The organism is Leifsonia sp. Ger2509 (genome assembly GCF_055231915.1).
The window spans coordinates 1,157,170-1,183,027 of sequence record NZ_JBUYVB010000003.1; the positions used below are offsets into that span (position 1 = coordinate 1,157,170).

23 protein-coding genes are annotated in these 25,858 nt (G+C 67.3%); 9 read left to right on the top strand and 14 right to left on the bottom strand.

The window, feature by feature from the left end:
• Positions 1-270: 270 nt before the first annotated feature.
• Positions 271-1,707: an NAD(P)H-quinone dehydrogenase gene (locus ACV7NN_RS05835; RefSeq protein ID WP_463348634.1), complete on the bottom strand. Its 1,437-nt coding sequence runs from the start codon at positions 1,705-1,707 to the stop codon at positions 271-273.
• Between the two features lie 100 nt (positions 1,708-1,807).
• Between ACV7NN_RS05835 and ACV7NN_RS05840 the strand changes: the two genes are divergently transcribed.
• The gene (locus ACV7NN_RS05840) at positions 1,808-2,641 is read left to right on the top strand and encodes a purine-nucleoside phosphorylase (protein WP_463348635.1); all 834 of its coding nucleotides are present in this window, start codon (positions 1,808-1,810) and stop codon (positions 2,639-2,641) included.
• Complete coding sequence (locus ACV7NN_RS05845; RefSeq protein WP_463348636.1) at positions 2,638-4,335, top strand: phospho-sugar mutase; 1,698 nt, start codon at positions 2,638-2,640, stop codon at positions 4,333-4,335. Before ACV7NN_RS05840 ends, ACV7NN_RS05845 begins: the two co-directional genes overlap by 4 nt.
• Before the next feature lie 40 nt (positions 4,336-4,375).
• Here the strand turns inward: ACV7NN_RS05845 and ACV7NN_RS05850 are convergent, their stop codons facing one another.
• The 5 genes from ACV7NN_RS05850 to ACV7NN_RS05870 are packed head-to-tail and all read right to left on the bottom strand — an operon-like array spanning position 4,376 to position 8,224.
• Positions 4,376-4,648 carry a PTS sugar transporter subunit IIB gene (locus ACV7NN_RS05850; protein WP_463348637.1) on the bottom strand — a complete coding sequence of 91 codons (273 nt, stop codon included), beginning with the start codon at positions 4,646-4,648 and terminating at the stop codon, positions 4,376-4,378.
• Positions 4,645-5,106, bottom strand: coding sequence for a PTS sugar transporter subunit IIA (locus ACV7NN_RS05855; RefSeq protein WP_463348638.1), 462 nt, complete (start codon positions 5,104-5,106; stop codon positions 4,645-4,647). The genes ACV7NN_RS05850 and ACV7NN_RS05855 overlap by 4 nt, the downstream gene beginning before the upstream one ends.
• Positions 5,107-5,130: 24 nt before the next feature.
• On the bottom strand, positions 5,131-6,249 hold the full coding sequence (locus ACV7NN_RS05860; protein WP_463348639.1) for an adenosine deaminase: 1,119 nt from the start codon (positions 6,247-6,249) through the stop codon (positions 5,131-5,133).
• A gap of 44 nt (positions 6,250-6,293) precedes the next feature.
• Complete coding sequence (locus tag ACV7NN_RS05865; protein ID WP_463348640.1) at positions 6,294-7,043, bottom strand: IclR family transcriptional regulator; 750 nt, start codon at positions 7,041-7,043, stop codon at positions 6,294-6,296.
• On the bottom strand, positions 7,043-8,224 hold the full coding sequence (locus tag ACV7NN_RS05870; RefSeq protein ID WP_463348641.1) for an adenosylhomocysteinase: 1,182 nt from the start codon (positions 8,222-8,224) through the stop codon (positions 7,043-7,045). Before ACV7NN_RS05870 ends, ACV7NN_RS05865 begins: the two co-directional genes overlap by 1 nt.
• 298 nt (positions 8,225-8,522) lie before the next feature.
• Between ACV7NN_RS05870 and ACV7NN_RS05875 the strand changes: the two genes are divergently transcribed.
• Complete coding sequence (locus ACV7NN_RS05875) at positions 8,523-9,263, top strand: hypothetical protein (protein ID WP_463348642.1); 741 nt, start codon at positions 8,523-8,525, stop codon at positions 9,261-9,263.
• Between the two features lie 199 nt (positions 9,264-9,462).
• Here ACV7NN_RS05875 and ACV7NN_RS05880 read toward each other — a convergent pair whose 3' ends face one another.
• The 7 genes from ACV7NN_RS05880 to ACV7NN_RS05910 form a co-directional block, all read right to left on the bottom strand.
• A complete protein-coding gene (locus tag ACV7NN_RS05880; RefSeq protein WP_463348643.1) occupies positions 9,463-10,779 on the bottom strand; it encodes a thymidine phosphorylase in 1,317 nt (438 codons plus the stop codon).
• Positions 10,780-11,193: a cytidine deaminase gene (locus ACV7NN_RS05885; RefSeq protein ID WP_463348644.1), complete on the bottom strand. Its 414-nt coding sequence runs from the start codon at positions 11,191-11,193 to the stop codon at positions 10,780-10,782.
• Between the two features lie 8 nt (positions 11,194-11,201).
• Entirely contained in the window at positions 11,202-12,488 is a 1,287-nt protein-coding gene (locus ACV7NN_RS05890; RefSeq protein WP_463348645.1) for an ABC transporter permease, read from the bottom strand.
• The gene (locus tag ACV7NN_RS05895; RefSeq protein WP_463348646.1) at positions 12,485-13,747 is read right to left on the bottom strand and encodes an ABC transporter permease; all 1,263 of its coding nucleotides are present in this window, start codon (positions 13,745-13,747) and stop codon (positions 12,485-12,487) included. The genes ACV7NN_RS05890 and ACV7NN_RS05895 overlap by 4 nt, the downstream gene beginning before the upstream one ends.
• Positions 13,744-15,264, bottom strand: a complete 1,521-nt coding sequence (locus ACV7NN_RS05900) for an ABC transporter ATP-binding protein (protein ID WP_463348647.1) — start codon at positions 15,262-15,264, stop codon at positions 13,744-13,746. The genes ACV7NN_RS05895 and ACV7NN_RS05900 overlap by 4 nt, the downstream gene beginning before the upstream one ends.
• 206 nt (positions 15,265-15,470) lie before the next feature.
• On the bottom strand, positions 15,471-16,553 hold the full coding sequence (locus ACV7NN_RS05905) for a BMP family lipoprotein (RefSeq protein WP_463348648.1): 1,083 nt from the start codon (positions 16,551-16,553) through the stop codon (positions 15,471-15,473).
• A gap of 171 nt (positions 16,554-16,724) precedes the next feature.
• Positions 16,725-17,849 carry a mannose-1-phosphate guanylyltransferase gene (locus ACV7NN_RS05910; protein WP_463348649.1) on the bottom strand — a complete coding sequence of 375 codons (1,125 nt, stop codon included), beginning with the start codon at positions 17,847-17,849 and terminating at the stop codon, positions 16,725-16,727.
• A gap of 113 nt (positions 17,850-17,962) precedes the next feature.
• On the opposite strand from ACV7NN_RS05910, the gene ACV7NN_RS05915 reads away from it, so the two are divergent.
• The 6 genes from ACV7NN_RS05915 (at position 17,963) to ACV7NN_RS05940 (ending at position 23,959) form a co-directional block, all read left to right on the top strand.
• Positions 17,963-19,111: a glycosyltransferase family 4 protein gene (locus ACV7NN_RS05915; protein WP_463348650.1), complete on the top strand. Its 1,149-nt coding sequence runs from the start codon at positions 17,963-17,965 to the stop codon at positions 19,109-19,111.
• 69 nt (positions 19,112-19,180) lie between these two features.
• Positions 19,181-20,320: a magnesium and cobalt transport protein CorA gene (locus tag ACV7NN_RS05920; RefSeq protein ID WP_463348651.1), complete on the top strand. Its 1,140-nt coding sequence runs from the start codon at positions 19,181-19,183 to the stop codon at positions 20,318-20,320.
• Positions 20,321-20,483: 163 nt separating this feature from the next.
• A complete protein-coding gene (gene sdhC, locus ACV7NN_RS05925; protein ID WP_463348652.1) occupies positions 20,484-20,903 on the top strand; it encodes a succinate dehydrogenase, cytochrome b556 subunit in 420 nt (139 codons plus the stop codon).
• Positions 20,904-20,905: 2 nt separating this feature from the next.
• Positions 20,906-21,352 carry a succinate dehydrogenase hydrophobic membrane anchor subunit gene (locus tag ACV7NN_RS05930; RefSeq protein ID WP_463348653.1) on the top strand — a complete coding sequence of 149 codons (447 nt, stop codon included), beginning with the start codon at positions 20,906-20,908 and terminating at the stop codon, positions 21,350-21,352.
• 43 nt (positions 21,353-21,395) lie between these two features.
• On the top strand, positions 21,396-23,198 hold the full coding sequence (sdhA, locus tag ACV7NN_RS05935; protein ID WP_463348654.1) for a succinate dehydrogenase flavoprotein subunit: 1,803 nt from the start codon (positions 21,396-21,398) through the stop codon (positions 23,196-23,198).
• Positions 23,198-23,959: a succinate dehydrogenase iron-sulfur subunit gene (locus ACV7NN_RS05940; protein ID WP_463348655.1), complete on the top strand. Its 762-nt coding sequence runs from the start codon at positions 23,198-23,200 to the stop codon at positions 23,957-23,959. Before sdhA ends, ACV7NN_RS05940 begins: the two co-directional genes overlap by 1 nt.
• 143 nt (positions 23,960-24,102) lie before the next feature.
• Here ACV7NN_RS05940 and ptsP read toward each other — a convergent pair whose 3' ends face one another.
• Entirely contained in the window at positions 24,103-25,767 is a 1,665-nt protein-coding gene (gene ptsP / locus ACV7NN_RS05945; RefSeq protein WP_463348656.1) for a phosphoenolpyruvate--protein phosphotransferase, read from the bottom strand.
• Between the last annotated feature and the right edge of the window lie 91 nt (positions 25,768-25,858).

Here is a 25,858-nt window from a genome sequence, read left to right on the forward strand (position 1 = left end):
GATCGAAGCCTGCGTTTACGGGCTCGAGTGGCCTGCCGGGGCGGCATCCGGAGTCCCCGGACCACAAAGATCCTGAATTGCTGCGGCCGGGCGACGCGGGCCGGGCGGTCCAGGGGCCGCACGGGCGCGGAGCGACCCCGGCGGGCGATCCAAGGGCCGCATGGGCGCGGAGCGACCCCGGCGGGCGATCCTGGGCCCGCACGGGCGCGGAGCAAACCCGGCGGGCGATCCTGGGGCCGGCCTCGCCCGGGCGCCGGAGCGACCCCGGAACTACAGGACGATGTGCATCGCTCGCGCGGCCTCGGAGATCGAGCCGGACAGCGACGGGTACACGGTGAAGGCCCGCGCGACCTGGTCGACCGTCAGGCGGTGCTCCACGGCGAGCGCCAGCGGGAAGATCAGCTCGCTCGCTCGCGGCGCGACGATCACTCCACCGATGACGGTCCCCGACCCGGTACGGGCGAACAGTTTCACGAAACCGTCGCGGATGCCGAGCATCTTCGCGCGCGGGTTCGACTTGAGCGGCAGCTTGTAGATGTCACCCTGGGCGATGCCCTCTTCGATCTGCTTCTGGTTCCAGCCGACCGTGGCGATCTCGGGCTGCGTGAAGATGTTGGAGGTCACGTTGCGCAGCTCGAACGGGTTGACCGCGTCGCCCATCGCGTGGAACACCGCCGTGCGTCCCTGCATCGAGGCGACCGATGCCAGTGGCATGAGGTCGGCGCAGTCGCCGGCCGCGTAGATGTTCGGGATGGAGGTGCGCGCGACACGATTGACCCGGATGTGGCCGGATGCGGTCAGCTGCACCCCCGCCTCCTCGAGTCCGATTCCCGCTGTGTTCGGGATCGAGCCGACCGCCATCAGGCAGTGGCTGCCCTGCACCGTGCGTCCGTCGGAGAGGGTCGCGAGGACACCCCCCTCGTTGGGGACGACGGACTCGGCCCGCGACGTCGACAGAACGGTCATGCCGTTGCGCTTGAAGACGTTCTCGATCACGCGGGCGGCATCGGCGTCTTCGCCGGGCAGCACCTGGTCGCGACTGGAGATGAGGGTCACCTTGGAGCCGAGAGCCGTGTACGCGGATGCGAACTCGGCGCCGGTCACGCCGGACCCGACGACGATCAGGTGCTCGGGAACTGCCGGGAGGTCGTAGAGCTGCGTCCAGGTGAGGATCCGCTCGCCGTCCGGCTGCGCGGAGGGGAGGATGCGCGGGCTCGCACCGACAGAGACCACCATCGTGTCCGCCTCGATCCGGTCGAAGTCGGTGCCGGTGTCGCCCTTGGCCGTCGATACGATCACAGCGCCGGCACCGTCGAGTCTGCCCTCGCCGGTGACCAGCCGGACGCCCGCGCGGATGAGCTCGGACTTCATGTCCTCCGACTGCTGGCGAGCCAGGCCGAGAAGCCGTTTGTTGACGGCCGCGAGGTTGACGGCGATCTCAGGGCGGACCGGCTTGCCGGACTCGCCGCGGGTAAAGAACTGCACACCGAGATCGGCTGCCTCGCCGATGGCGTTCGTGGCCTCAGCCGTCGCGATGAGTGTCTTGGACGGTACAACATCGGTGATGACGGCAGAGCCGCCCACACCGACCCGTTCGACCAGCGTGACGTCCGCGCCGAGCTGGGCTCCCGCGAGTGCCGCTTCGTACCCGCCGGGACCACCCCCGAGTACGGCGATTCTCTGCTTGCGCTCGAACTCGTAGGCCATGGTGTCCATTCTCTCGCGTCCGTGGGACGCCCGCCAAACCGCACCGATGAGCGCATCCTGACCACGCCGGGCGAAACGGCGATCGCAATAGAGTGGATCCATGTCTGACACCACCATGAACCCGCTCGACGACCCCGCTGCCGACCCGTTCGAGGTCGCTCGTCGCGCCGCAGCGGCGATCGCCGAGAAGACCGGCGTCGACCACCACGACATCGCGCTGACACTCGGAAGCGGATGGGGCAAGGCGGCGGATCTCATCGGCGAGACCACCGCCACGATCCCAGCGACCGAGATCGTCGGTTTCGGCGCCCCGGCCCTCGAAGGGCACGTCGGGACCCTGCGTTCTGTGCTGCTGCCCAGCGGCAAGCGCGCTCTTGTCATCGGCGCACGCACGCACTACTACGAGGGCCATGGCGTACGCCGGGTCGTGCACAGCGTGCGGACCGCGGCCGCCACGGGCGCGACGACGATGGTCCTCACGAACGGCGCCGGCGGTATCAAGGAGCACTGGAAGCCCGGCACCCCGGTGCTGATCAGCGACCACATCAATCTCACCGCCGATTCCCCGCTCGAGGGTGCGACGTTCATCGACCTCACCGACCTCTATTCGGCACGGCTCAGAGCGCTCGCGCGGAGCATCGACCCCACGCTCGATGACGGCGTCTACTGCCAGTTCCGCGGACCGCACTACGAGACCCCGGCAGAGGTGCAGATGGCGAAGGTCATCGGCGGCCACATCGTGGGCATGTCCACCGCGCTCGAGGCGATCGCGGCGCGGCAGGCCGGAATGGAGATCCTCGGGATGTCGCTGGTCACGAACCTGGCCGCCGGCATCCAGAAGACCCCGCTCAGCCACCAGGAGGTCATCGACGCGGGCCGTGAGGCCGAGCCGGTGATCAGCGCTCTCCTCGCGAAGATCGTGGGGGCACTGTGAGCGGCGGGCAGGTCGACGTCCTCGAAGCTGCGCGCGCGTGGCTGGCGCAGGACCCCGACCCTGAGACCCGTTCCGAGCTCGAATCCCTCGTGATCGAGGCCGAGAGCGGCTCGGGGGTTGCGCTCGACGATCTGCACGCCCGCTTCGACGCCCGTCTCGCCTTCGGGACGGCGGGACTCCGCGGTGAGATCGCGGCCGGCCCCAATCGGATGAACCGTGTGCTCGTCGCCCAGGCGGCCGCGGGCCTCGCAGCCTATCTCCTCGAGCACGCCGAGGACACGACGCCATCCGTCGTCATCGGCTACGACGGACGCAAGAACTCGGCGATCTTCGCTCAGGACACGGCGGAGCTCATGGCGGGCGCCGGCGTACGGGCGATCCTGCTGCCACGGCTTCTTCCGACGCCCGTGCTCGCGTTCGCGGTACGTCACCTGGGCGTGAGCGCCGGCGTGATGGTCACCGCCAGCCACAATCCGCCGAACGACAACGGCTACAAGGTGTACCTCGGCGGAATCGACGACGGGTCGCAGATCGTCCCGCCGGCCGACGCCGACATCGCCGCGCACATCCTTCGCGTGGCAGCGGCACCCATCACGGTGCTGCCCCGGTCGGATGCGTACGAGATCGCCCCGGAATCCGTGGTCGACGCGTATGTGGAGGCCACCGCCGCGATCGCCCGGACGCCGAGCGCCGACGTCTCCTACGTCTATACCGCGATGCACGGGGTCGGCTGGGAGACCGCCGCCCGGGTCCTCGAACGTGCAGGCTTCTCCAGCCCGGTCATCGTCGCCGAGCAGATCGAGCCGGACCCGCGCTTCCCGACGGTTGCATTCCCCAACCCCGAGGAGCCCGGCGCGCTCGACCTCTCGTTCGCCACCGCCCGGAAGGCGAGCGTCGGACTGGTCATCGCCAACGACCCGGATGCGGACCGCCTGGCCGTCGCCATCCCTGACCCTGCGAGCGCCGACGGTTACCGGCGACTCTCCGGCAATGAGGTGGGCGCGTTGCTCGGCTGGCGCGCGGCCGAACTGGCCGAAGCGGATGCGCCCGCCGACAGCGGTCCGAACGGAACGCTCGCCTGCTCCATCGTCTCCTCGCCCGCGCTCAAAGCCGTCGCGGCGGCGTACGGGCTCGATTTCGAGGACACCCTCACCGGATTCAAGTGGGTCTCCCGCGCGACCGGGCTGATCTACGGCTACGAGGAGGCACTCGGATACCTGGTCGACCCGGAGATCGTGCGCGACAAGGACGGGATCTCGGCGACGGTCGCATTCCTCGATCTGGCCTCGTCCCTGGCCGCCGACGGTCTGACGATCGGAGACCAGCTCGACCGGTTCAGCGAGCGGTTCGGGCATTTCGCATCCGACCAGATCTCGCTGCGGGTCACCGGCCTCGCGGACATCGACCGAATCATGGCGAGACTCCGTGCGACTCCCCCGTCCGAGGTCGGTGGGGTGGCGGTCAGCAGGATCGACGACCTGAAGGACGGGTTCGACGCGCTGCCGCCGAGCGACGTGCTCCGGATCTGGCTGGCCGACGGCTCACGCGTTATGGTGCGCCCGAGCGGGACGGAACCGAAGCTCAAGGTCTACATCGACGCGTCCAGCGAGCAGGGCACGGCGGCGGAACGCCGTGCATCCGCCGAGTCGCGGGTCGCCGAACTCGCTGGCGGGATGCGCGCAATCCTCGCGTGAGAGGCTGACGCGGCCGGTCGCGAAGTTCGGCCGGCTGCGGTCAGCCCAGCGCTGATTCGAGCTTCGCTTCGAGCTCGTCGAGGTCGAAGAAGTTCTCAATGACGATGATGTCGGCGTTCGTTTCGCCGATCGCGCCGATGAGTTCGGGTGATGTCAGGATCACCTGCGCGTCCGCTGCGGCGACGCGCACGTTCGCCACATCCGATGCGGTCACATCGGCATCGATATCGAGGCGGTCGAGCACCCGCTCGGCGTTCACCTTGAGAATCGCGGACGTTCCGACACCGGCACCGCAGATCGCAACGATCTTCATCGCGCCGCCCCCTCACCGCTCGCGGCCATGATGCTCTGGACCTCGGCGACGTCGGCCGCAGCGGCGAGAGCCGGGATCGCTCCCGGATTGTTGAAGATGTTGGCAAGTTCCGCGACGGACGTCACGTGAGCATCCGGTGTCGCGACCGCCAGCCCGATGACGACACCGACGGGGTCGTTGTGCGGATGCCCGAAGACCACGGGGACGTCGAGGGTGACGACCGAGAGCCCGTCGGCCAGCACATCCGGCCCCGGGCGAGCGTGCGCAAGCGCGAGTCCGGGCGCGATCACGATGTAGGCGCCGAATTCATCGATGACCTGGATCATCCGTGCCGCGTAACCGGGCTTCGTCGCCCCGGAGCGAACCAATGCCTCGCCGGCGAGTTCCACTGCCTCCCGCCAGTCGGAAGCGTGCGCTCCGACAGTGATCGCGGAATCGGGAAGGGGAGGTAGCGGCATGCTCCAAGCGTATCGTCCGGCCGCCTACGAACCCTCGAAACCGGCTGTGATGATGTCGGCCAGCTCTTCACGATCCTCGAGGGGGAGGAACGCCGATGCGGCAGCGTTCAACTGGAAGACCTCGAGGTCGGTCAGGTCGTAGTCGAAGGCGTCCGCGAGCAATGCGAGCTCCCGGCTCAGGGTCGTCGCGCTCATCAGCCGGTTGTCGGTGTTGACGGTCACCCGGAAGCCGAGCTGGTACAGCAGGTCGAACGGGTGATCGAGGATGTCGTCGCCCCATGCGGCGATCGCACCGGTCTGGAGGTTCGACGACGGGCTGGTCTCGAGAGCGATCTCCCGGTCTTTGACCCACTGTGCAAGCGCTCCGAGCGAGACGTAGGTGTTCTCGTCGTCCTGGCGTTCGACCACGATGTCTTCGGCGAGCCGGACACCGTGGCCGAGCCGGAGCGCCCGCCCGTCGAGGATCGCACTGCGGATGCTCTCGAGACCGTCTGCCTCGCCCGCGTGCACGGTCGTCGGGAAGAAGTGCTCGGCGAGGTAGTCGAACGCCCGCCGGTGGTTCGAGGCCGGGAAGCCCGCCTCTGGACCCGCGATGTCGAAGCCGACGGCGCCGCGGTCGCGGTGACGGACGGCGAGTTCCGCGATCTCGAAAGCCCGGTTCGTGTGGCGCATCGCCGAGACGAGCTGGCCGACGCGGATGCCGCGACCGGTCTGGTTGACATCGTCGATCCCCTCCTCGATACCCTCCTGTACCGCCTCGACGGCCTGGTCGAGGGTGAGCCCCCGGCTGAGGTGCTGCTCAGGCGCCCAGCGGATCTCGCCGTAGACGACGCCGTCGGCGCCGAGGTCCTGGACGAACTCCCGCGCCACGCGCGCGAGTCCCTCCCGCGTCTGCATGACCGCGGTCGTGAGGTCGAACGTCTTGAGGTATTCGACGAGTGAGCCGGAGTTGCTCTGCTCGGCGAACCACTGGCCGAGCGCGTGGGCATCGTCGGCGGGAAGGTCGAGGCCGATCGCGTCGCCGAGCTCGATGATGGTGGCGGGCCGCAGGCCGCCATCGAGGTGATCGTGGAGCGACACCTTCGGAAGCGCGGTGATGCTCGTACCGCCGGCGAGCAGGAATTCCTCAGGCACAGTGTTCATGAGGACAAATCTATCGGGCCGTGCCTTCCGATGAACCCCATCCGTCACGGATGTGGACGGATGGCGCTCGAGATCTCGGCCGCACTGTCCCGCGCGAGTTCCACGATGCGGTCGACGTCGACTACAGGGTCGCTCGTCGTCGCGCACGGGACCGTCAGAGCTGCCGCCGGAAACCCGCTCGTCCCGGCGATCGGGAACACGACATCCACGATCCCGACGAGCTGACGACCCTGCTCGCATACGAAACCGGAAGCAGCCGCATCCGCCACGTCGGCTGCGAAGCGCTCCGCGATCTCAGGGTCCCGCGAAGCAAGGTCGTCGAGATAGGCACGTTGCAGCTCAGCGCCCGCCGACGCGAGCAGGACCGCGCCGGTCGCCGTGCCCTCGACCGGGAAGTCGGCGCCGACACGCACCTGGAAGCCGAACGGCCCTGGACTCTCCACCTGCGCGATCACGAGCACCCGACGCGCGTCCAGCACCGATAGGTTGCAGGTCTGGCCGCTGTCCGCCGACAGGCGCCGCATCGGCCCGAGGGCGGCCTGCACCAGCCCCCGCAGCGGCGGATTCCGATGCGCGAGTTCGAACATCATGAGCGACATCGAGTACAGGCCCGAAGCGGGGTCGCGAACCAGGTAACCGCGCCGTTCGAGGGTCTGGAGGACCCGGAAGATCTCCCCGACGGAGCGCCCTGTCTCCGAGGCGATCTGTGCCTGGCTGAGACCGTCGTTCCGGCCGGCCACGAGCTCGAGGATGTCCAGGCCCTTGTCGAGGGCAGGGACGGCGTAGCTCGGCATCAGCGCGAGGCGCCCAGCGCAGCGATGAAGCGCGCCGCGATCGACCGTTCGATGTCGTCGGGAACCGGCTGCGCGCCGGGTACGAGATCAGACGAGCCCGTCGCCACCCGCTCCAGGGAGAGCGCCTGCAGCAGGAACCCCAGATCCATCGATTCGAGCGAATTGCCTTTCGGTTCGCGGCCGGCGAGGTTGAACATCCGCCCGCCCGCCAGCACGACCACTCGGCGTCCGTTCGGCCGATGGATGCGCTCGATGCCGTCGTCGACCTGGTCGATCCCGACAGCGTCGGCCCGGAGCGCCGCGACGTCGATCTCCCACGGGAAGTGGCCGGAATTGCCCAGGACGACGTCGTCGCGGAGCAGATCGAAGACCTCGGAGCCCACGACGCGCTCGCGGCCCGTCGCGGTGATCAGGACATCCGCCCACCCCGCCAACTCGCCGAGCGATGCCACACGGAAGCCGTCGAGTGCCGCCTCGAACGCCTTCATCACATCGAGTTCGACCACGCCGACCTGGGCGCCCAGCGCGCGGAAGTACTGAGCGATACCCCGGCCGCACCACCCGTAGCCGACCACCACGACGTGGCGTCCGGGCACCATGAGGTTGGTGATGCGCATGAAGCTCTCGACGATGGACTGGCCGACGGCGTGGCGATTCTCGCCGATCGCCTTCAGCCGGCTGTCGTTGATGACGACGACCGGGAACGGTACCGCGCCGGTCAGCTCGCTTCGAAGGCGGTCTGCGCCGGAGGTCGTCTCCTCTGTGCCGCCGATGATCGTTGCCTGGGCGCCGCGCTCGACGATTCCTGCGGCGAGGTCGGCGCCGTTGTCGAGAAGGATGTCCGGCGCACCGTCCAGGACCGAGCGGATGTTGACGGCGTGCTGGTCGAGCGTGTCGCTGCGACTGCCGAACACGGTCATCCCGGCGGCGCGAAGGGCGGCGACGGTGTCGTCCTGGGTGGAACCGTGGTTGCCAGTCGCCACGATCTCGGCGCCGCCCGCAGCGAGGGTTTCGAGCAGGACGGCGGTCTTTGGCTCGAGATGGAGCGACATGCCGATACGGTGGCCCGCGAAGGGCCGGGAATCGGCGAAGTGCTCGCGCGCCTGCGCCAGCAGCGGCATGCGGGACCGGATCCAGTCGATGCGGGCACGGCCCTTGGCCGCGAGGTCAGTGGTGCTCATCGGGCCATTGTTTCATATATGGAAGCCGATTTCATATAGGTATCCACAGCTCGCGCGGGCACCTTGCCTGTCCACAGATCGACGTTGATGGCCGGCAGCAGCTCACAGCGACCGCAATGCTGCCGTCATGTCACGTCGCGTTCCCCTCCCCGCCGAACTCAGAAGAGGTCCGTTCACCGTCACCGACGCAATCGCCGCGGGTGTCCCGGCCCACCAGACCTTCTCCCCCGACCTGGCAAGACCCTTTCATGGCGTACGTGTCGACGCACGATGGCCGCGCGACCTCCAACGGAGGTGCGTGGCACTCTCCGCCCGGTTGAAACCGGACCAGTTCTTCAGCCACTCCACCGCGGCACGCTTACACGGCCTACCGCTCCCGACGCGCACCCACCAGGATGACGGACTGCACGTCTCCGCGTTCGCGCCCGTTCGCCCGCCACGGATGGTCGGCGTCATCGGGCACTCGGCCAGTCGCACCCGGGTATCTGTCGTCGAACTGGCCGGACTCCGCGTGGTGAGCGCAGCGCTCGCCTGGTGCCAGCTTGCGCCAGTGCTCACCCTCGACGAGCTCATAGCCGCGGGTGACAGGCTTCTCGGGCGACCTCACGCGGTCGCTGAACGCGCCGAAATCGCGGAGACCGTAGCGGCGTTCGGGCAGGCGCCGGGTTGCCGCCGCCTGCGCAAGGCCTTGAGCCTCATCCGAGACCGCGTGGAGTCGCCTCGAGAGACCTACCTTCGGCTCGCGCTCCTCCGGTCCGGTCTGCCGGAGCCGGAGGTGAACGTGCCCATCGTCGACGCGAGCGGAAACCGCATAGCCATCGGCGACCTGGTCTATCCCTCGTCGAAGGTGCTCGTCGAGTACGACGGAGAGCAGCATCGCACCGACGACAAGCAGTACGCGCGCGACGTGGTGCGCCTGAATCGTATCGCCGCCGAGGGATGGCTCACGATCCGGGTCGACAAGCACACGACCCTCGACGCCGCGTGCGCGCAGACCTGGCGCGCGTTGTCTGAGCGCGGCGGACTGCACGCAGATTGATTGCCAAAAGATTGGCTACCAATTCGGTTGGTGGCCAAATCATTGGCAACCAACCGCCCGAATGGGTCGCGTCGGTCGCACGGTCACGGATTGGTTGCCAAAAGACTGCGGAGGGATGCGATTGGTTGCCAAAAGATTGGCAACCAATCGGTATGGGGCGCGGGGCGCAGGCGCACTGGGGCGCAGGTGCCCGAGGCGGCTACGCGATCCGGTCGGCGATGAGGGGGCCGCCGTCGAGGACGGGTTCGCCAGGGTCGCCGATCCGCCAGGCCCCGTCGATGGCCTCGAGCGCGCGTTCGAAACGCGCCGGCTCGTCCGCCGACAGCGTGAACAACGGCTGTCCCGCGCGCACCGTGTCACCGGGCTTGGCGTGCAGGTCGATCCCCGCGGCATGCTGCACCGGATCCTGTTTGCGGGCGCGCCCCGCTCCCAGTCGCCACGCCCCGATCCCGAACGGCAGGGCCTGCTGCTCGACGAGCACCCCGTCCCTGTCTGCGACCACCGTGTGGGTCTCCTTCGCCACCGGAAGCGGCGCATCGGGGTCGCCGCCCTGGGCACGGATCACCTCGCGCCATTTGTCCATCGCGCGGCCGTCCTTCAATGCCGCTTCCACGTCGACATCGGTCTTGCCGACGAGGGCGAGCATCTCGCGCGCGAGTGCCACGGTCAGTTCGACGATGTCGGAAGGCCCGCCGCCGGCCAGGACCTCGACGGACTCGCGCACCTCGTTGGCATTGCCGATGGCGAGGCCGAGAGGGACGTTCATGTTCGTGAGGAGCGCTGAGGTGGCGACACCCGCATCCCGCCCGAGATCGACCATCGTACGCGCGAGCTCACGCGACCGCTCGATGTCCTTGAGGAACGCACCGGATCCGAACTTCACATCGAGCACGAGCGCGCCCGTGCCCTCCGCGATCTTCTTGCTCATGATCGACGACGCGATCAGCGGGATGGCCTCGACGGTGCCGGTGATATCGCGGAGCGCGTACAGCTTGCCGTCGGCCGGCGCGAGCCCGCTGCCGGCGGCACAGATCACGCCGCCCGTCTCGCGCAGCTGGTCGAACATCTCCTGGTTGGTGAGGTCGGCGCGCCAGCCGGGGATGCTCTCGAGCTTGTCGAGAGTGCCTCCGGTGTGGCCGAGCCCGCGGCCGGAGAGCTGCGGCACGGCGACATCGAACACGGCGACGAGAGGCATCAGCGGGAGGGTGATCTTGTCGCCCACGCCGCCGGTGGAGTGCTTGTCGGTGGTCGGCTTGCCGAGACCCTCGAACGACATCCGTTCGCCACTGGCGATCATGGCCATCGTCATGTCTCGGATCTCACGCCGCGTCATCCCATTCAGGAAGATGGCCATGGTCATCGCGGACATCTGCTCGTCGGCGACATAGCCGCGGGTGTACGCGTCGATCAGCCAGTCGATCTGCGCCGTGGACAGTTCGCCCTTGTCGCGCTTGGCGTGGATCAGGTCGACGGCGTCGAACGCCTCGACCCCGCCGGAGGTGGCGCTGGTGCTCATCTAGTCCTGTCCCTTGTATTCGGTGAGTGTGCGCGGCCCGAACGCGTCGGGGAGCACGTCGTCGATCGTGCGGATGCCGGAGACGGTCTGAAGCAGCATCCCGTCTGCCGAGTGCTCGTAGAGCAGCTGCCGGCAGCGGCCGCACGGCATCAGGATGTTTCCGTGTCCGTCGACGCAGGTGAAGGCGACCAGGTGGCCGCCTCCACTCAGGTGGAGGGACGAGACGAGACCGCATTCGGCGCAGAGTGTCACGCCGTAGCTGGCGTTCTCCACGTTGCATCCGCTCACGATGCGGCCGTCATCGACGAGCGCCGCTGCGCCGACCGGGAAATTCGAATACGGCGCGTAGGCGCGGGTCATCGCGTTGCGAGCGGCCTCGCGGAGCGCATCCCAGTCGATGGTCTGGTCGGTCATGCGCTCCCCTATTTGATGTACGGCTTGCCGTCGGCCGCCGGCGCCCTGGAGACGCCCACGAGCCCGGCGACAGCGAAGATCGTCACGACGTACGGAAGCATCAGCATGAATTCGCTGGGCACGGGCGAACCGATGATCCCGAGGGTGGTCTGCAGGTAGGAGGCGAAGCCGAACAGCAATGCCGCGAGGGTCGCCCGGATCGGGTCCCAGCGACCGAAGATCACCGCTGCGAGAGCGATGAAGCCCGCGCCCGCGGTCATCTCCTTGCCGAAGCCCGGCGCCGAGACGAGCGTGAAGTACGCGCCACCGAGACCGGCCACCGCACCTGCGAGCGATACGTTCCAGAAGCGGGTCCCCGTCACGTTGATGCCGACCGTGTCCGCCGCTCGCGGGTGCTCGCCGACCGAGCGGAGGCGCAGGCCCCACCGGGTGTGGAAGAGGCCGAACCAGACCGCGAAGATCGCGATGTACATCAGGTAGACGATCAGTGACTGGTTGAACAGCACTGGACCGACGATGGGGATGTCGCTCAACAGCGGAATCGGGACACGGCCGAGCCTGGGCGGCGCGTTGAGCAGCGTCGGATTCGCCGAGAGCACCTGCGAGAACAGGAAGCTTGTGAGCCCGGTGACGAGGACGTTCAGGACGACACCGACGATCACCTGGTCGACCAGGTACTTGATCGCGAACGCGCCCAACACGAAGGAGACCAGTACCCCGGCGACCATGGCGCCGATCAGCCCAGCGAAGACGTTGCGCGTCGCGGAAGCGATGACCGCAGCGGCGAAAGCGCCCGCCAGTAACTGACCTTCGATCGCGACGTTGACCACGCCGCCGCGCTCGGAAATGACGCCGCCCAGGGCGCCGAAGACGAGCGGAACGGAAAGGCTCACGCTGCCGAGCAGGAGGCCGGTGAAGGGCACGGTGTGACCTGCGGCGGCCCAGGTGAGGAACCCGAACATGAAGATGACCGCGAACACGATCGCGAGCCAGAGCGGCGATCGGCCGCCCCTCCACACCAGATACCAGCTGACCGCCGCGAGGAGGACGAGCAGGATCGCCACGACGACGCCGGTCGCGTGGGTCGGCACCGTGAGCACCGTCAGCGTGATGACATCCCCCGGCTCGGTGAACCGGAAGCTGCTGCTGCCCTCGCGGGGCAGTCCGATGAACAGGATGATGCCGATGATGGCGAAGACGCCGAGGGCGATCGGGGCCTTCCAGCTCTTGATCTGCGTCTTCTCGAGGACGATGGGGCCGGCATCCATGGGAGCGGTCGTGGTTGCTGCGCTCATTTCGCCGCCACCTCCTTCGTGACGATGGGTCGCTGTCTCTTGGGCTCGGTCCCCGGCGTCGGCAGGCGGAAGATCGCGCGAACCAGTGGTGGAGCCGCGATGAACAGCACGATGAGGGACTGGACGACGAGAACGATGTCGATCGGGATGTTGTTGGCGGCCTGCATCGTGAACGACCCGGCCTTGAGCGCACCGAACAGCAGGCCGGCGATGAAGATGCCGCCCGGGCGGGAACGCCCGAGGAGCGCGACCGTGATCGCGTCGAAGCCGATGCTCGCGTCCAGGTCGGCGGTGATGCCTTGCGGGAAGGTGCCGAGTGCCTGGTTGATTCCCGCGAAGCCGACCAGGGCGCCCGACATCAACATCGCCACGAAGTAGACGTTCTTGACGTCGATTCCCGCGACGCGTGCTGCGTTCGGGTTCTCGCCGACCGCACGGAAGCGGAAACCGAGCGACGAACGGTTGAGGATCCACCAGACCAGGACGGTCAGGCCGATCACGATGATGAACGCCCAGGTCAGGTTGTACTGGTCCCCGAACATCGGCGGCAGGATGGCGTTCGGGTGGATCGGCGGCGACTTCGGGTTGTTCGATCCCGGAGCCTGGAACAGGCCGGGGGTGCGGAGGAAGTAGGAGATCAGATAGAACGCGACGTAGTTGAGCATGATCGTCACGATGACCTCGTGCGCACCCGTTCGCGCCTTGAGCAGTCCTGCGATGCCGCCCCACAGCGCCCCGCCGGCGAGGCCGGCGAGGATGGCGACGATCAGGTGGATGACCGGCGGAAGGTTGAACGACCAGCCGACCCAGCCGGCGACGCCGGCCGCGATCAGGATCTGACCTCGACCACCGATGTTGAACATCCCGACCCGGAACGCCAGCCCGACGCCGAGACCACCGGCGATGAGCGGCGTCGCGAAGGTCAGCGACTCGGTCAGCGGGCGGATACCTGCGGCGAAGGTCGGGCGCCCGAAGTTGTAGATCGAGCCCTGGAAGAGCGAGACGTATGCACTCGAGACCGAGGTCCAGATCGCCTGTAACGTGTCCGTCGGCCGCGAGAAGAAGTAGGCGGAAGCCGCCTGCACTCCCGGGTCGGTCACGGCGATGAGGATGGCGCCGATGACAAGGGCGATGACGACCGCGAGGATCGAGATGATCACGCTGCCGCCGAGGATGTCGCGAAGAGCGACCTGCCACCGCGACGGCGGCTCGATGGCCGGAGCGCCGGTCGTCTTCGGCGCGGTGTCGACCTGGCTCATGCTGCTGCCTCCGCCCCGGCCGGGTGCTCGCCGGCCATCATGAGACCGAGTACCTCACGCGAGGTGCCTCCCGGAACGATTCCGACGATTCCACCGCGGTACATCACGGCGATCCTGTCTGCGAGTGCTTCGACCTCGTCGAGCTCGGTCGACACCACGATCACCGGCAGTCCGGCGTCGCGTGTGGCGACGATGCGCTTGTGCACGAACTCGATCGATCCGACGTCGAGTCCGCGGGTGGGTTGCGCTGCCACGAAGAGTCGCAGCTCGCGGCTGAGCTCGCGCGCGAGAACCACCTTCTGCTGGTTTCCTCCGGAGAGCGCACCGACCTTGGTCTCGATGCCCTGAGACCGCACGTCGAACTCGCGCACCTTTTCATCGGCGAACTCGGCGAGATAGCCGAGCTGAAGGTTGCCGCCCTTGACGAACGGTGCGCCCGTGGACCGGTCGAGCATCAGGTTCTCTGCGATCGTGAATTCGCCGACGAGTCCATCTTCGTTGCGGTCCTCAGGCACGAACCCGACACCGCTGTCGATGACCCGCCGCACGCTGAGTCCGGTCAGCGGCTTGCCGTCGAGTGCGATCGTGCCGGTGACACGCGGCTGGAGGCCGAGAAGGGCCTCGGTGAGCTCGGTCTGGCCGTTGCCCTGAACCCCGGCGATCGCGAGGATCTCGCCCGCCCTGACCTCGAAGCTGACCCGGTTGACGACCAGCTGTCCGAGCGGGTCGATCACCGAGAGGTCGTCGACCACGAGCGCCGCTTCGCCGGGCGTGGCGGGCTCCTTGTGCACGGTGAGCTCGACAGGACGGCCCACCATCATCGACGCCATCTCGGTGTTGGTGGCCGTCGGGGCGACCTCCCCGACGACCTTGCCGAGGCGGATGACCGTGATCCGGTCCGCGACCTCGCGGACCTCGCGGAGCTTATGGGTGATGAAGACGATTCCCGTTCCCTGCTCCTTGAGCTGGCGCATGATCACCATCAGCTCGTCGGTCTCCTGCGGAGTCAGCACCGCGGTCGGCTCATCGAAGACGAGCACTTTCGCATCCCGGGACAGCGCCTTGATGATCTCGACGCGCTGCTGGACGCCGACCGGCAGGTCCTCGACGATCGCGTCCGGATCGACATGGAATCCGAATCGGGCGGAAATCTCACGAACCCGCGTGCGCGCGGCGGCCAGGTCGAGCCGGCCACCGAACTTCGTCTCCTCGTGGCCGAGCATCACGTTCTCGGCGACCGTGAACACCGGGATGAGCATGAAGTGCTGGTGCACCATGCCGATACCCGCCTTCATCGCGTCGCCAGGGCCGCTGAAGTGCTGGACGACGTCATCGAGCAGGATGTCGCCCTCCTCGGCCTGGTACAGACCGTAGAGCACGTTCATGAGGGTGGATTTGCCTGCGCCGTTCTCACCGAGAAGGCAATGGATCTCGCCGGGTTCTACCGTGAGATCGATGTGGTCGTTTGCGACGAGGGCACCGAATCGTTTCGTGATGCCGCGAAGTTCGAGCTTCATACGGGTGGGTTCCTTCTCTACTCGCCCGGGTGAGCGAATCGCACGACGACGAAACGCCACAGTGCGCGTCTTCACACTACCCATTGCACATATGTCAGTGTGCGCTCAATTGAGCACGGCGGCCGGGCGACCCGCCCAGCATCGACACCGCGGAAACGGAACGGGGAGGCCAGCGATGCTGACCTCCCCGACCGGTGTTAGTGGTTCTACGGCTGCTTCGGCGACGAAGGCGACGTGACCTTGATCGAGCCGTCGATGATGCCGGCCTTGATCTTGTCGAGCTCACCCTGGAGGGCGGGGTCGACCTTCGACTCGAAGTTGTGGAACGGGGCCAGGCCGACGCCGTTGTTCTTCAGCGTTCCGACGTACGGCGTGTTGGTGAACTTGCCACCGGCCGCGTCCTTGACGACGGCTGCGGTAGCGCTGTTCAGACCCTTCATGACCGAGGTGAGGAGCAGGTCCTTCACGCTCGGGTCGGAGACGAACACGTCCGTGTCGACGCCCATGAGGGCGATGCTCTTGCCGGAGTCGCGGATGGCCTGTGCTGCGCTCTGGTAGATCGGGCCACCGACCGGCATGAGAACGTCGACGCCCTGGTCGAGGATGCCCTGGGCGGTCTGCTTGGCCGTGTCGTTCGCGTCGAAGCCACCGGTGAAGGAGCCCTTCTGCGAGGCGACGTTCCAACCGACGACCTGGACGTTCTTGCCCTTCTGGTCGTTGTAGTACTTCACGCCGTCAGCGAAGCCGTCCATGAAGATGGTGACGGTCGGGAACTGCATGCCGCCGAAGGTGCCGACCTTGCCGGTCTTCGAGAAGCTCGCAGCCGCGTAGCCGCCGAGGAAGGCAGCCTGTGCGGTGTCGAAGATGATCGGCCGCACGTTGGGCAGGTTGATCTCGTTGTCGTCGACCGTGGCGAACTTGATGTCCGGGTTGGCCTTGGCGGCCTTCTCCGTCGCGTCCTTCAGGTTGAAGCCGACCGAGATGATCAGGCTGCAGTTCTGGTCGACCATGCTCTGGATGTTCGGGGCGTAGTCGTTGGCGTTCTTCGACTCGGCCTTCTTGTAGTCGATGCCGAGGTCTTTGGCTGCGCTGGTGAGGCCCTCGTAGCTGGACTGGTTGAACGAGTGGTCGTCGAAGCCGCCGGCGTCCGAGACCATGCAGGGCAGGAAGTTGCTCTTGGCTGCGGTGGTGCTGCTGGTGGATGGCGCGGACGCGCACCCGGCGAGGAGCGCCAGGGCGCCGATCGCCGCAAGACCGGTCAGACCGGCCTTTCGGGCTGTGATTGTCAAGATGTCCTCCAAGGAATGCCGGCCTGCGGGCGAGGCCGATGTGGTTCACGTTACCGAATGTTACGAATGCTCAAAGAATCGAAAACCGGTTCTTGACGTAAGCGTTACAAATACATGCCTACCCGCGCAGTGCTCATCTGAGCAGGGCGTGCACCCTGTTGTGGGGCGGAATCAGAGGACGTCGCTGGACCCGGAGAGCTTGAGGGCATCGACCACTGCCTTCACCCGCTGGGCGTGCTCGCTCGTGGTCACCAGCAGCGCATCCGGTGTATCGACGACGACGATGTCCTTGACCCCGATGAGGCTGATCACGCGCTTGGTCTGGCTGACGACGATTCCGCTCGACGAGTCGGCGAGCACCCGCGCGTTCTCGCCCAGGATGGCGAGGTCGGACTTGCGGCCGCCCGAGTTGAGCTTGGCCAGTGACGCGAAGTCGCCGATGTCGTCCCAGTCGAAATAGCCGGGCACGACGGCAAGCCGGCCGGCTGCCGACGCCGGCTCGGCGACCGAATAGTCGATCGCGATCTTCTTGAGGTTCGGCCAGATGTGGTCGACCGCGGGGCCGCGTTTCGCAGGGTCGTCCCACGCCTCGGCAAGCTCGAGCAGCCCTGCGAGCAACTCGGGCTCCGACCGCCCGATCTCTTCGAGCAGCCGGTCGGCACGACTGATGAACATGCTGGCGTTCCAGAGGTACCCGCCGGTGGACAGATAGGACTGGGCGGTGCCCAGATCGGGCTTCTCCTTGAAGGAGTCGACGGCCATGGCGCTCGGCGCGCCCTCGATCTCGATCGCGTCGCCGCAGCGGATGTACCCGAAACCGATGGCCGGCTCGGTCGGCTGGATACCCACGAGAGCGATGTATCCGGCGTCGGCCACCGCGACGGCCTGTGTCACCGCCTGCCGGAAGAGCGGCTGGTTCGTAATCACGTGGTCGGCCGCGAACGACCCGATGATCACGCCGGGCTCCCGGCGTTCGAGGATGGCTGCGGCCAGCCCGATCGCCGCCGTCGAGTCCCTCGGTTCACTCTCCAGCACCACGTTGTGGTCGGCGAGCGCGGGCAGTTGGCTCTCCACCGCGGCCCGGTGCGCCCGGCCGGTGACGACCATGATGCGCTGCTCCCCGGACAGCGGCACGAGCCGGTCCCAGGTGTCGCGCAGCAGCGTCTGGCCGGAACCCGTGAGGTCGTGGAGGAACTTCGGCGCATCTGCCCGGGAGAGAGGCCACAGCCGCGAGCCGATGCCGCCGGCCGGGATGACACTGTAGAACCGATCCAGCGGCGGGTTTCTGGTAGCCATCTGGTCAGGATAGCGCCGGACCCGCATCCGCTGCGGAAACTGTCCACATGCCCGGCGCCGGCGGTTCACTGCGCATTAAGCAGAGCGCCATCCCGCCCGCCTAGCGTCGCACTATGCGGGTCGCGGTCGTCACCGAGAGTTTCCTCCCCACCGTCAACGGGGTCACCAACAGCGTCTGCAAAGTCCTCGACCATCTCGCCGCGACCGGTCACGAGGCCATCGTGATCTGCCCGGATGCGGGGGCGTCCCGCGAGTACGCCGGGTTCCCGGTGCATACCGTCCCCGCTCTCGCCTATCGCCAGTTCCCGGTCGGTCTCCCGAACCCGCTGGTGCAGCGCATCCTCACCCGCTTCGCGCCCGACGTGCTCCACGCGGCCTCTCCCTTCCTCCTCGGCGCCCAGGGGATCGCAGCCGCGAATCGTCTCGGCGTGCCCTCAGTAGCGGTCTTCCAGACGGATGTGGCCGGCTACACCCGACGCCACGGGGTGGGACTGGCGTCGACCATCGCGTGGCGCCTCGTGCGCTGGGTGCACGAAGGAGCAGACCTCACGCTCGTCCCCTCTTCGGCGTCGCAGGCCGATCTCGAAGCCGCCGGCATCCCGCGGCTCGCCCGCTGGGGCCGCGGGGTCGATCTCGTTCGCTACCACCCCAACAACCGTTTCGCGCCCGCCACACGGTTGCTGCGCGAGCACCTGTCGCCGGACGGCGAGGTCGTCATCGGATACGTCGGGAGGATCGCGGCCGAGAAGCAGGTGGAGCGCCTCCGCAGTCTCCGGGGCATACCCGGGATCCAGGTCGCCATCGTCGGCGACGGACCGCACGTACCCGTTGTGAAGAAGGAGTTGCGCGGGATGCCCGTGACCATGCTCGGGCGCCTGGGAGGGCAGGACCTGGCGGCGGCCTACGCGAGCTTCGACATCTTCGTGCACACGGGCACGGAGGAGACCTTCGGGCAGACCGTGCAGGAAGCCCACGCGACCGGCCTCCCCGTGGTCGCACCGCGGGCCGGCGGTCCGATCGACCTGGTCGAGCCGGGTGTGGACGGCTACCTCTACTCCCCCGCCGACGACCGCGACCTCCGCGCATCCGTCGCGGCCCTGGTGGAGGATGCTCCGCTCCGCCGCCGCATGGGCGAGGCGGGAAGACGAGCCGTGCTCGGGCGCACATGGGAATCGGTCTGCGACGAGCTCATCCGACACTACGAACGGGTCATCCTCGGTCGTGTGCTCGCTGTCGGAGACCCCGTGACGACAGCGGTGTGAGCCTTTCGGTCAAGCTCCAGCGCGGAGGTCTATGGTTGACGTGCCCAAACGACCACACGGAGGTGACCCATGGCCCACAACACGACACGACGAGGCATTCCGATGCCGTCCTTCGTGCAGCGAGCGCGACGGGTGGACCCTCCTTCGGAACCGGTCACGGATGCGGCTTCCGAGACGACCCAGCGGCGTCGGAGCATGGTCGACAGCGCCATCTATTCGAAGGGGCGGCGCGTCGCATCCCCGATGACCCTGGCCGAGACCTACCAGGCCCTCGACGCGACCCCGGGCGGGGTCGCCTGGATCGGGCTCTACCGCCCGACCGAGCAGGAGCTCCTCTCGCTCGCCGACGAGTTCGGCCTGCACGAGCTGGCTGTCGAGGATGCGATCATCGCCCACCAGCGTCCCAAGCTGGAGCGATACGACGACGTGCTCTTCGTCGTACTGAAGGCCGCGAGCTACCTGGATGTCCCCGAAGAGGTCGACTTCGGCGAGCTCCACGTCTTCGTCGGTCCCAACTTCGTGATCACCGTCCGCCACAGTGAGTCGCCGGACCTGTCGCACGTCCGGCATCGCATGGAGAGCGAGCCGGAGCTTCTCGCGCTCGGCACACAGGCCATCCTCTACGCCATCATCGACGCTGTCGTCGACGGGTACGGGCCGGTCGTCGCCGGTCTCGCCAACGACATCGATGAGATCGAGAGCCAGGTGTTCGGCGGCGACCCGCTGGTCTCCCGGCGCATCTACGAGCTTTCACGCGAGGTCATCGACTTCCAGCGTGCCACCCACCCGCTGACCACGGTGATGATCGCGCTCGAGCACGGCTCGGCGAAGTACGGAGTGACCGAAGAGCTGCAGCGCGCTCTACGCGATGTCTCCGACCACCTCATCCAGGTCAATGAGCGCGTCGACGGGTTCCGCCAGCTGCTCCGCGACATCCTGACCGTCAACTCGACCCTGGTGGCGGAACGCCAGAACGAGGAGATGACCCGCCTCGCGCATTCGAGCCACCGGCAGGGAGAAGAGGTCAAGAAGGTGTCGTCCTGGGCGGCCATCCTCTTCGCGCCGACCCTCATCGCCGGCGTCTACGGCATGAACTTCGACAACATGCCCGAACTGCACTGGCCGCTCGGCTATCCCCTCGCAGTTCTCGCCATGGTCGCGTTGAGCGGCAGCCTGTACTGGATCTTCAAGCGGCGCAACTGGCTCTGAGCATCGAGGGCTGCCGGCATCCGTAACTGTCTTGACGTCGAGACAGTTAGGGGTGCCTAAGCAGCGTCCGGCTCCGAACCCGTCATAGACTGGTCGGGCGCGTTCTGCGCTTCTTCCGGTTCTCCACGCGGACAACCGTGATTCCAACCAGGGAGGGTTGTTCGTGTCGAATCAAGCGGCAGGAACCCTGCAGCCGAAGAAGACTCGGCCCGGGGGCACGCTGTATCGGGGTCGCGAAGGAATGTGGTCCTGGGTGCTTCACCGCATCACAGGTGTCGCGATCTTCTTCTTCCTTCTGGTCCACGTCCTCGACACGTCGCTCATCCGGGTGAGCCCCGAGGCGTACAACGCTGTGATCGGCACGTACAAGAACCCGATCATCGGCCTGGGAGAGATCGCGCTCGTCGGTGCGATCGCGTTCCACGCGTTCAACGGACTCCGCATCATCCTGATCGATTTCTGGAGCAAGGGCGTCAAGTACCAGAAACTCATGTTCTGGATCGTCATCGTCATCTGGGTCGTGCTCATGGCCGGTTTCGTACCGGTGCAGCTCATGCACATCTTCGCCGAGGGGGGCAACTGACCATGACGACCATCGACGCCCCGCGTACTCCGTCCCGTCCCGCTCGCAAGGGCGGCGTCAACTGGGAGAAATGGGGCTGGATCTACATGCGGGCCTCCGGCCTCGTGCTGATCGTCCTCATCTTCGGTCACCTCCTCATCAACCTTGTGCTCGGCCAGGGTGTCCGGCAGATCGACTTCGCCTTCATCGGCGGCAAGTACGCGACGCCGTTCTGGCAGATCTGGGACCTCCTGATGCTGTGGCTCGCCCTCATCCACGGCGGCAACGGGATGCGCACCCTGGTGAACGACTACGCGTACAACCGCCTCGTGAACCGCATCCTGAAATGGGCGATCCTCGCGGCCGTCGTGATCCTCGTGGTCCTCGGAACCCTCGTCATCTTCACCTTCGACCCGTGCCCGGCCGGCGCTCCCGCCGACCTCGTCGCGTCCTTCTGCCCGGTGAAGTAACCGGCATCGGCAGCCACCCCGACCACCGACATACGGAAAAGCAGTGACAACTGAAGCGACCGAATCGACCGTCATCGACGGCGTCCACTACCACGAGTTCGACATCGTCATCGTCGGCGCAGGCGGCGCAGGCATGCGCGCAGCGATCGAGGCAGGGCCTCACGCGCGAACAGCGGTGATCTCGAAGCTCTACCCCACACGCTCGCACACGGGCGCGGCGCAGGGCGGCATGGCCGCGGCGCTCGCCAACGTCGAAGAGGACAGCTGGGAGTGGCACACCTTCGACACAGTGAAGGGCGGCGACTACCTCGTCGACCAGGATGCGGCTGAGATCCTGGCGAAAGAGGCCATCGACGCGGTCATCGACCTCGAGAACATGGGCCTTCCGTTCAACCGCACGCCCGAGGGCAAGATCGACCAGCGGCGCTTCGGCGGCCACACCCGTGATCACGGCAAGGCTCCCGTACGACGCGCGTGCTATGCGGCCGACCGCACCGGCCACATGATCCTGCAGACGCTGTTCCAGAACTGCGTCCGGCTCGGCATCAACTTCTTCAACGAGTTCTACGTGCTCGATGTGATCATGAACGAGGTCGACGGCGTCCAGCAGCCCGCAGGCGTCGTGGCGTACGAGCTCGCCTCCGGCGAACTCCACGTCTTCCACTCGAAGGCGATCATCTTCGCGACCGGCGGATTCGGCAAGATCTACAAGACGACCTCGAACGCGCACACCCTGACCGGTGACGGCGTCGGCATCATCTGGCGCAAGGGGCTGCCGCTCGAGGACATGGAGTTCTTCCAGTTCCACCCCACCGGTCTTGCGGGCCTCGGCATCCTGCTCACCGAGGGCGCCCGAGGCGAGGGCGCGATTCTCCGCAACGCCAGCGGGGAGCGCTTCATGGAGCGCTACGCTCCGACCATCAAAGACCTCGCGCCGCGCGACATCGTCGCCCGCTGCATGGTCCAGGAGGTGGCGGAGGGCCGAGGCGCCGGGCCGCACAAGGACTACGTGCTCCTCGACTGCACCCACCTCGGGGCCGAGGTGCTCGAGACGAAGCTGCCGGACATCACCGAGTTCGCGCGAACCTACCTGGGCGTGGACCCGGTCGTCGAGCCCGTCCCTGTCATGCCGACGGCGCACTACGCGATGGGCGGCATCCCGACGAACAACAACGCCGAGGTGCTGCGCGACAACACGACCGTCGTGCCGGGACTCTACGCGGCGGGCGAGTGCGCATGCGTGTCCGTGCACGGTTCCAACCGCCTCGGCACCAACTCGCTGCTCGACATCAACGTCTTCGGAAAGCGCGCGGGCAACAACGCCGTCGAGTATGTGAAGACCGCCACGGCAGTCCCGCTCCCCGAAGACCCGTCACGCGCCGTCCGCGAGCTGATCGAGGGCTTGCGCTCCGGCACCGGCACCGAGCGCATCGCCGCCATCCGCAAAGAGCTCCAGGACGAGATGGACAAGAACGCCCAGGTGTTCCGCACCGACGAGTCGCTCGAGCAGGTCACGGGCACCATCCACCGGCTGCGCGAGCGCTACCGCAACATCGTCGTCCAGGACAAGGGCAAGCGGTACAACACCGACCTGCTCGAGGCCGTCGAGCTGGGGTTCCTCCTCGACCTGGCTGAGGTCGTCGTCTACTCGGCGCGCAACCGCGAGGAGAGCCGTGGGGGCCACATGCGCGACGACTTCCCGAAGCGCGACGACGAGAAGTACATGAAGCACACGATGGCCTACCTGTCTGGCGACCCGCACTCGTCCGACGCCGCCGACCACATCCGGCTCGACTGGAAACCGGTCGTCGTCACGCGCTACCAGCCGATGGAGAGGAAGTACTGATGTCGACAGCCGTACTGGAGACCCCGCCGGCACCGGAGGCTCCGATCCAGTCCTTCACCGTCACGCTGATCATCCGCCGGTTCGACCCGGACGTCGACACCGAGCCGCGCTGGCAGGACTTCGACGTCGAGATGTACCCGACGGACCGCATCCTCGACGCCCTCCACAAGATCAAGTGGGAGCAGGACGGGTCGCTGACGTTCCGGCGCTCGTGCGCACACGGCATCTGCGGTTCGGATGCGATGCGCATCAACGGCCGCAACCGCCTGGCCTGCAAGACCCTGATCAAAGACCTCGACATCTCGAAGCCGATCTACGTCGAAGCGATCAAAGGCCTCCCGCTCGAGAAGGACCTCATCGTCGACATGGAGCCGTTCTTCGCCTCCTACCGCGAGGTCCAGCCCTTCCTCATCGCGAGCTCGACACCCCCGGAGGGCAAGGAGCGCATCCAGTCGGTGACCGACCGCGCCCGCTTCGACGACACCACCAAGTGCATCCTGTGCGCCGCGTGCACGTCGTCGTGTCCGGTGTTCTGGACGGACGGCCAGTACTTCGGCCCCGCCGCGATCGTCAATGCCCACCGTTTCATCTTCGATTCGCGCGACGACGCGTCGCAGGTGCGCCTCGACATCCTCAACGACAAAGAGGGCGTATGGCGCTGCCGCACGACGTTCAACTGCACGGATGCGTGCCCTCGCGGCATCCAGGTCACCCAGGCGATCGCAGAGGTCAAGCAGGCCATCATGCGGGGAAAGCCGTAGGAGTCGGTCGAGTGGACCGATTCCTGCGGCTTTCGTGAGGGCTGCGCGCAGCGTCGACCAGATGCCGTAGGACCATTGAGTCCGGGAAAAGTCCGCTCGATTCGCGAGAATCGGCGGACTTTTCCCGTTTCGACTGCGTCCGGTCAGGGCCGGGTGGCCGCCGCGGCCACGGCCCGGCGCGCGTCGGCGGCGCTGGTCGCGTTGATGGCGAGGCCCGCCAGTTCCCGCGCCCTGGCGAGCGTGTGCTGCCGGAGTTCGGCCCGCACATCCGCGAGCGCTGCCGCTGTCATCGAGAGATCGGTCGCCCCGAGGCCCACCAGGACCACGGCGAGCAGCGGATCCGCTGCAGCCTCCCCGCAGACCCCCACCGGCTTGCCCTGGGCGCTCCCGGCGTCGCCGATCGACTTGATCATGCGCAGCACCGCCGGGTGCCACGGGTCCTGGTACGACGCGACGGAGCCGAGCAGGCGATCGGCCGCCATCGTGTACTGCGTCAGGTCGTTCGTACCGATGCTGACGAAGTCCGTGCGTTCGGCGATCTGGTCCGCGAGGATGGCCGCGGCCGGCACCTCCGCCGTGATCCCGACCGTGGTCAGACCGTACTCGCGGGCGAGTGCGACGAAGTACTCGGTCTCCCCCACATCCGCCACCATCGGCGCCATCACCCACAGGTCCGCATCCGACTCGGCCGACGCGTCAGCGAGAGCCTGGAGCTGGTCCCTCAGCACCTGTTCCACGTCACGGAGGGCGCGGATGCCGCGGCGCCCCAGCGCTGGATTCTCTTCGTGGGCCTCCGGGAGGAACGCGAGCGGCTTGTCGGCGCCCGCATCGAGGACCCTGACGACGACCTTCTTGCCCGGGAAAGCGCTCAGCAGGGCGAGATATTGCGTGCGCTGGTCCGCGACGCTGGGTGCCTCCTCCGCGTCGAGAAACAGGAACTCGGTGCGGAACAGTCCGACGCCTTCCGCGCCGAGCTCGACGGCCTCACGGGCATCATCCGGCTTCCCCACGTTCGCCAGGAGGGACACCGGCGTCCCGTCCGCCAGCGCACCAGGGGTGAGTGGCGCGGCCTCGGCGTGCTTCGAGCGTTGCTCCTCGACGGCGGCGATCGCCTCAGCGGTGGGGTTCACGACGACGTTGCCGGTCGATGCGTCGACGATGACGGTCATCCCCTCCGCGAGTTCGTCGGCGCCGAGCGCACCGACGACTGCCACGATCCCCTTCGCCCGCGCGAGGATGGCCGTGTGCGAGGTCGGTCCGCCGTCACGGGTGACGAGGGCGAGAACTTTGTCGAGATCCAGCAGCGCGGTGTCGGCGGGAGCGAGATCGTTCGCGACCAGCACGAACGGGGTGTCCGAGACGGGAACGCCCGGCACGGCCACCCGCTGGAGGTGCGCGACCACCCGCTGCGACACATCCTTCAGGTCGGCACCGCGGCCCGCCATGTAGCCGCCCATCGACTCGAGGACGTACTGGTACGCGCGGAACGCCTCGAACACTGCGCGCTCGGCGGTCTTGCCGCTGCCGATCCGTTCCTCGATGTCCTCGAGCACCGCCGGGTCCTGCGCCATCAGCGCCTGGGCTTCGAGAACATCCTTCGCATCGCCGCCGGCCCGTGCGCCGAGACGATTGAGATCGTCTGTCGCGTCTCCGAGAGCGGCGGACGCCCGCTCGAGCTCATGGAGGGGTTCGAAATCCGAGGAGACATCGTCGGGCTCGGGCAGCGGATCGGGCATCCTCAGCACCGGCCCCACAGCGACGCCCCGACCGACTCCGATGCCTGTGACCTGCATGATGTGGCCTCCCATCGAAGCAACTCTAGGCCGACCCTGCACGCCCGCGCCACGGCGCTGTCGACGGGAAGCCGGTGATACGCACTGCCCGTGCGCCCGGTCGCTA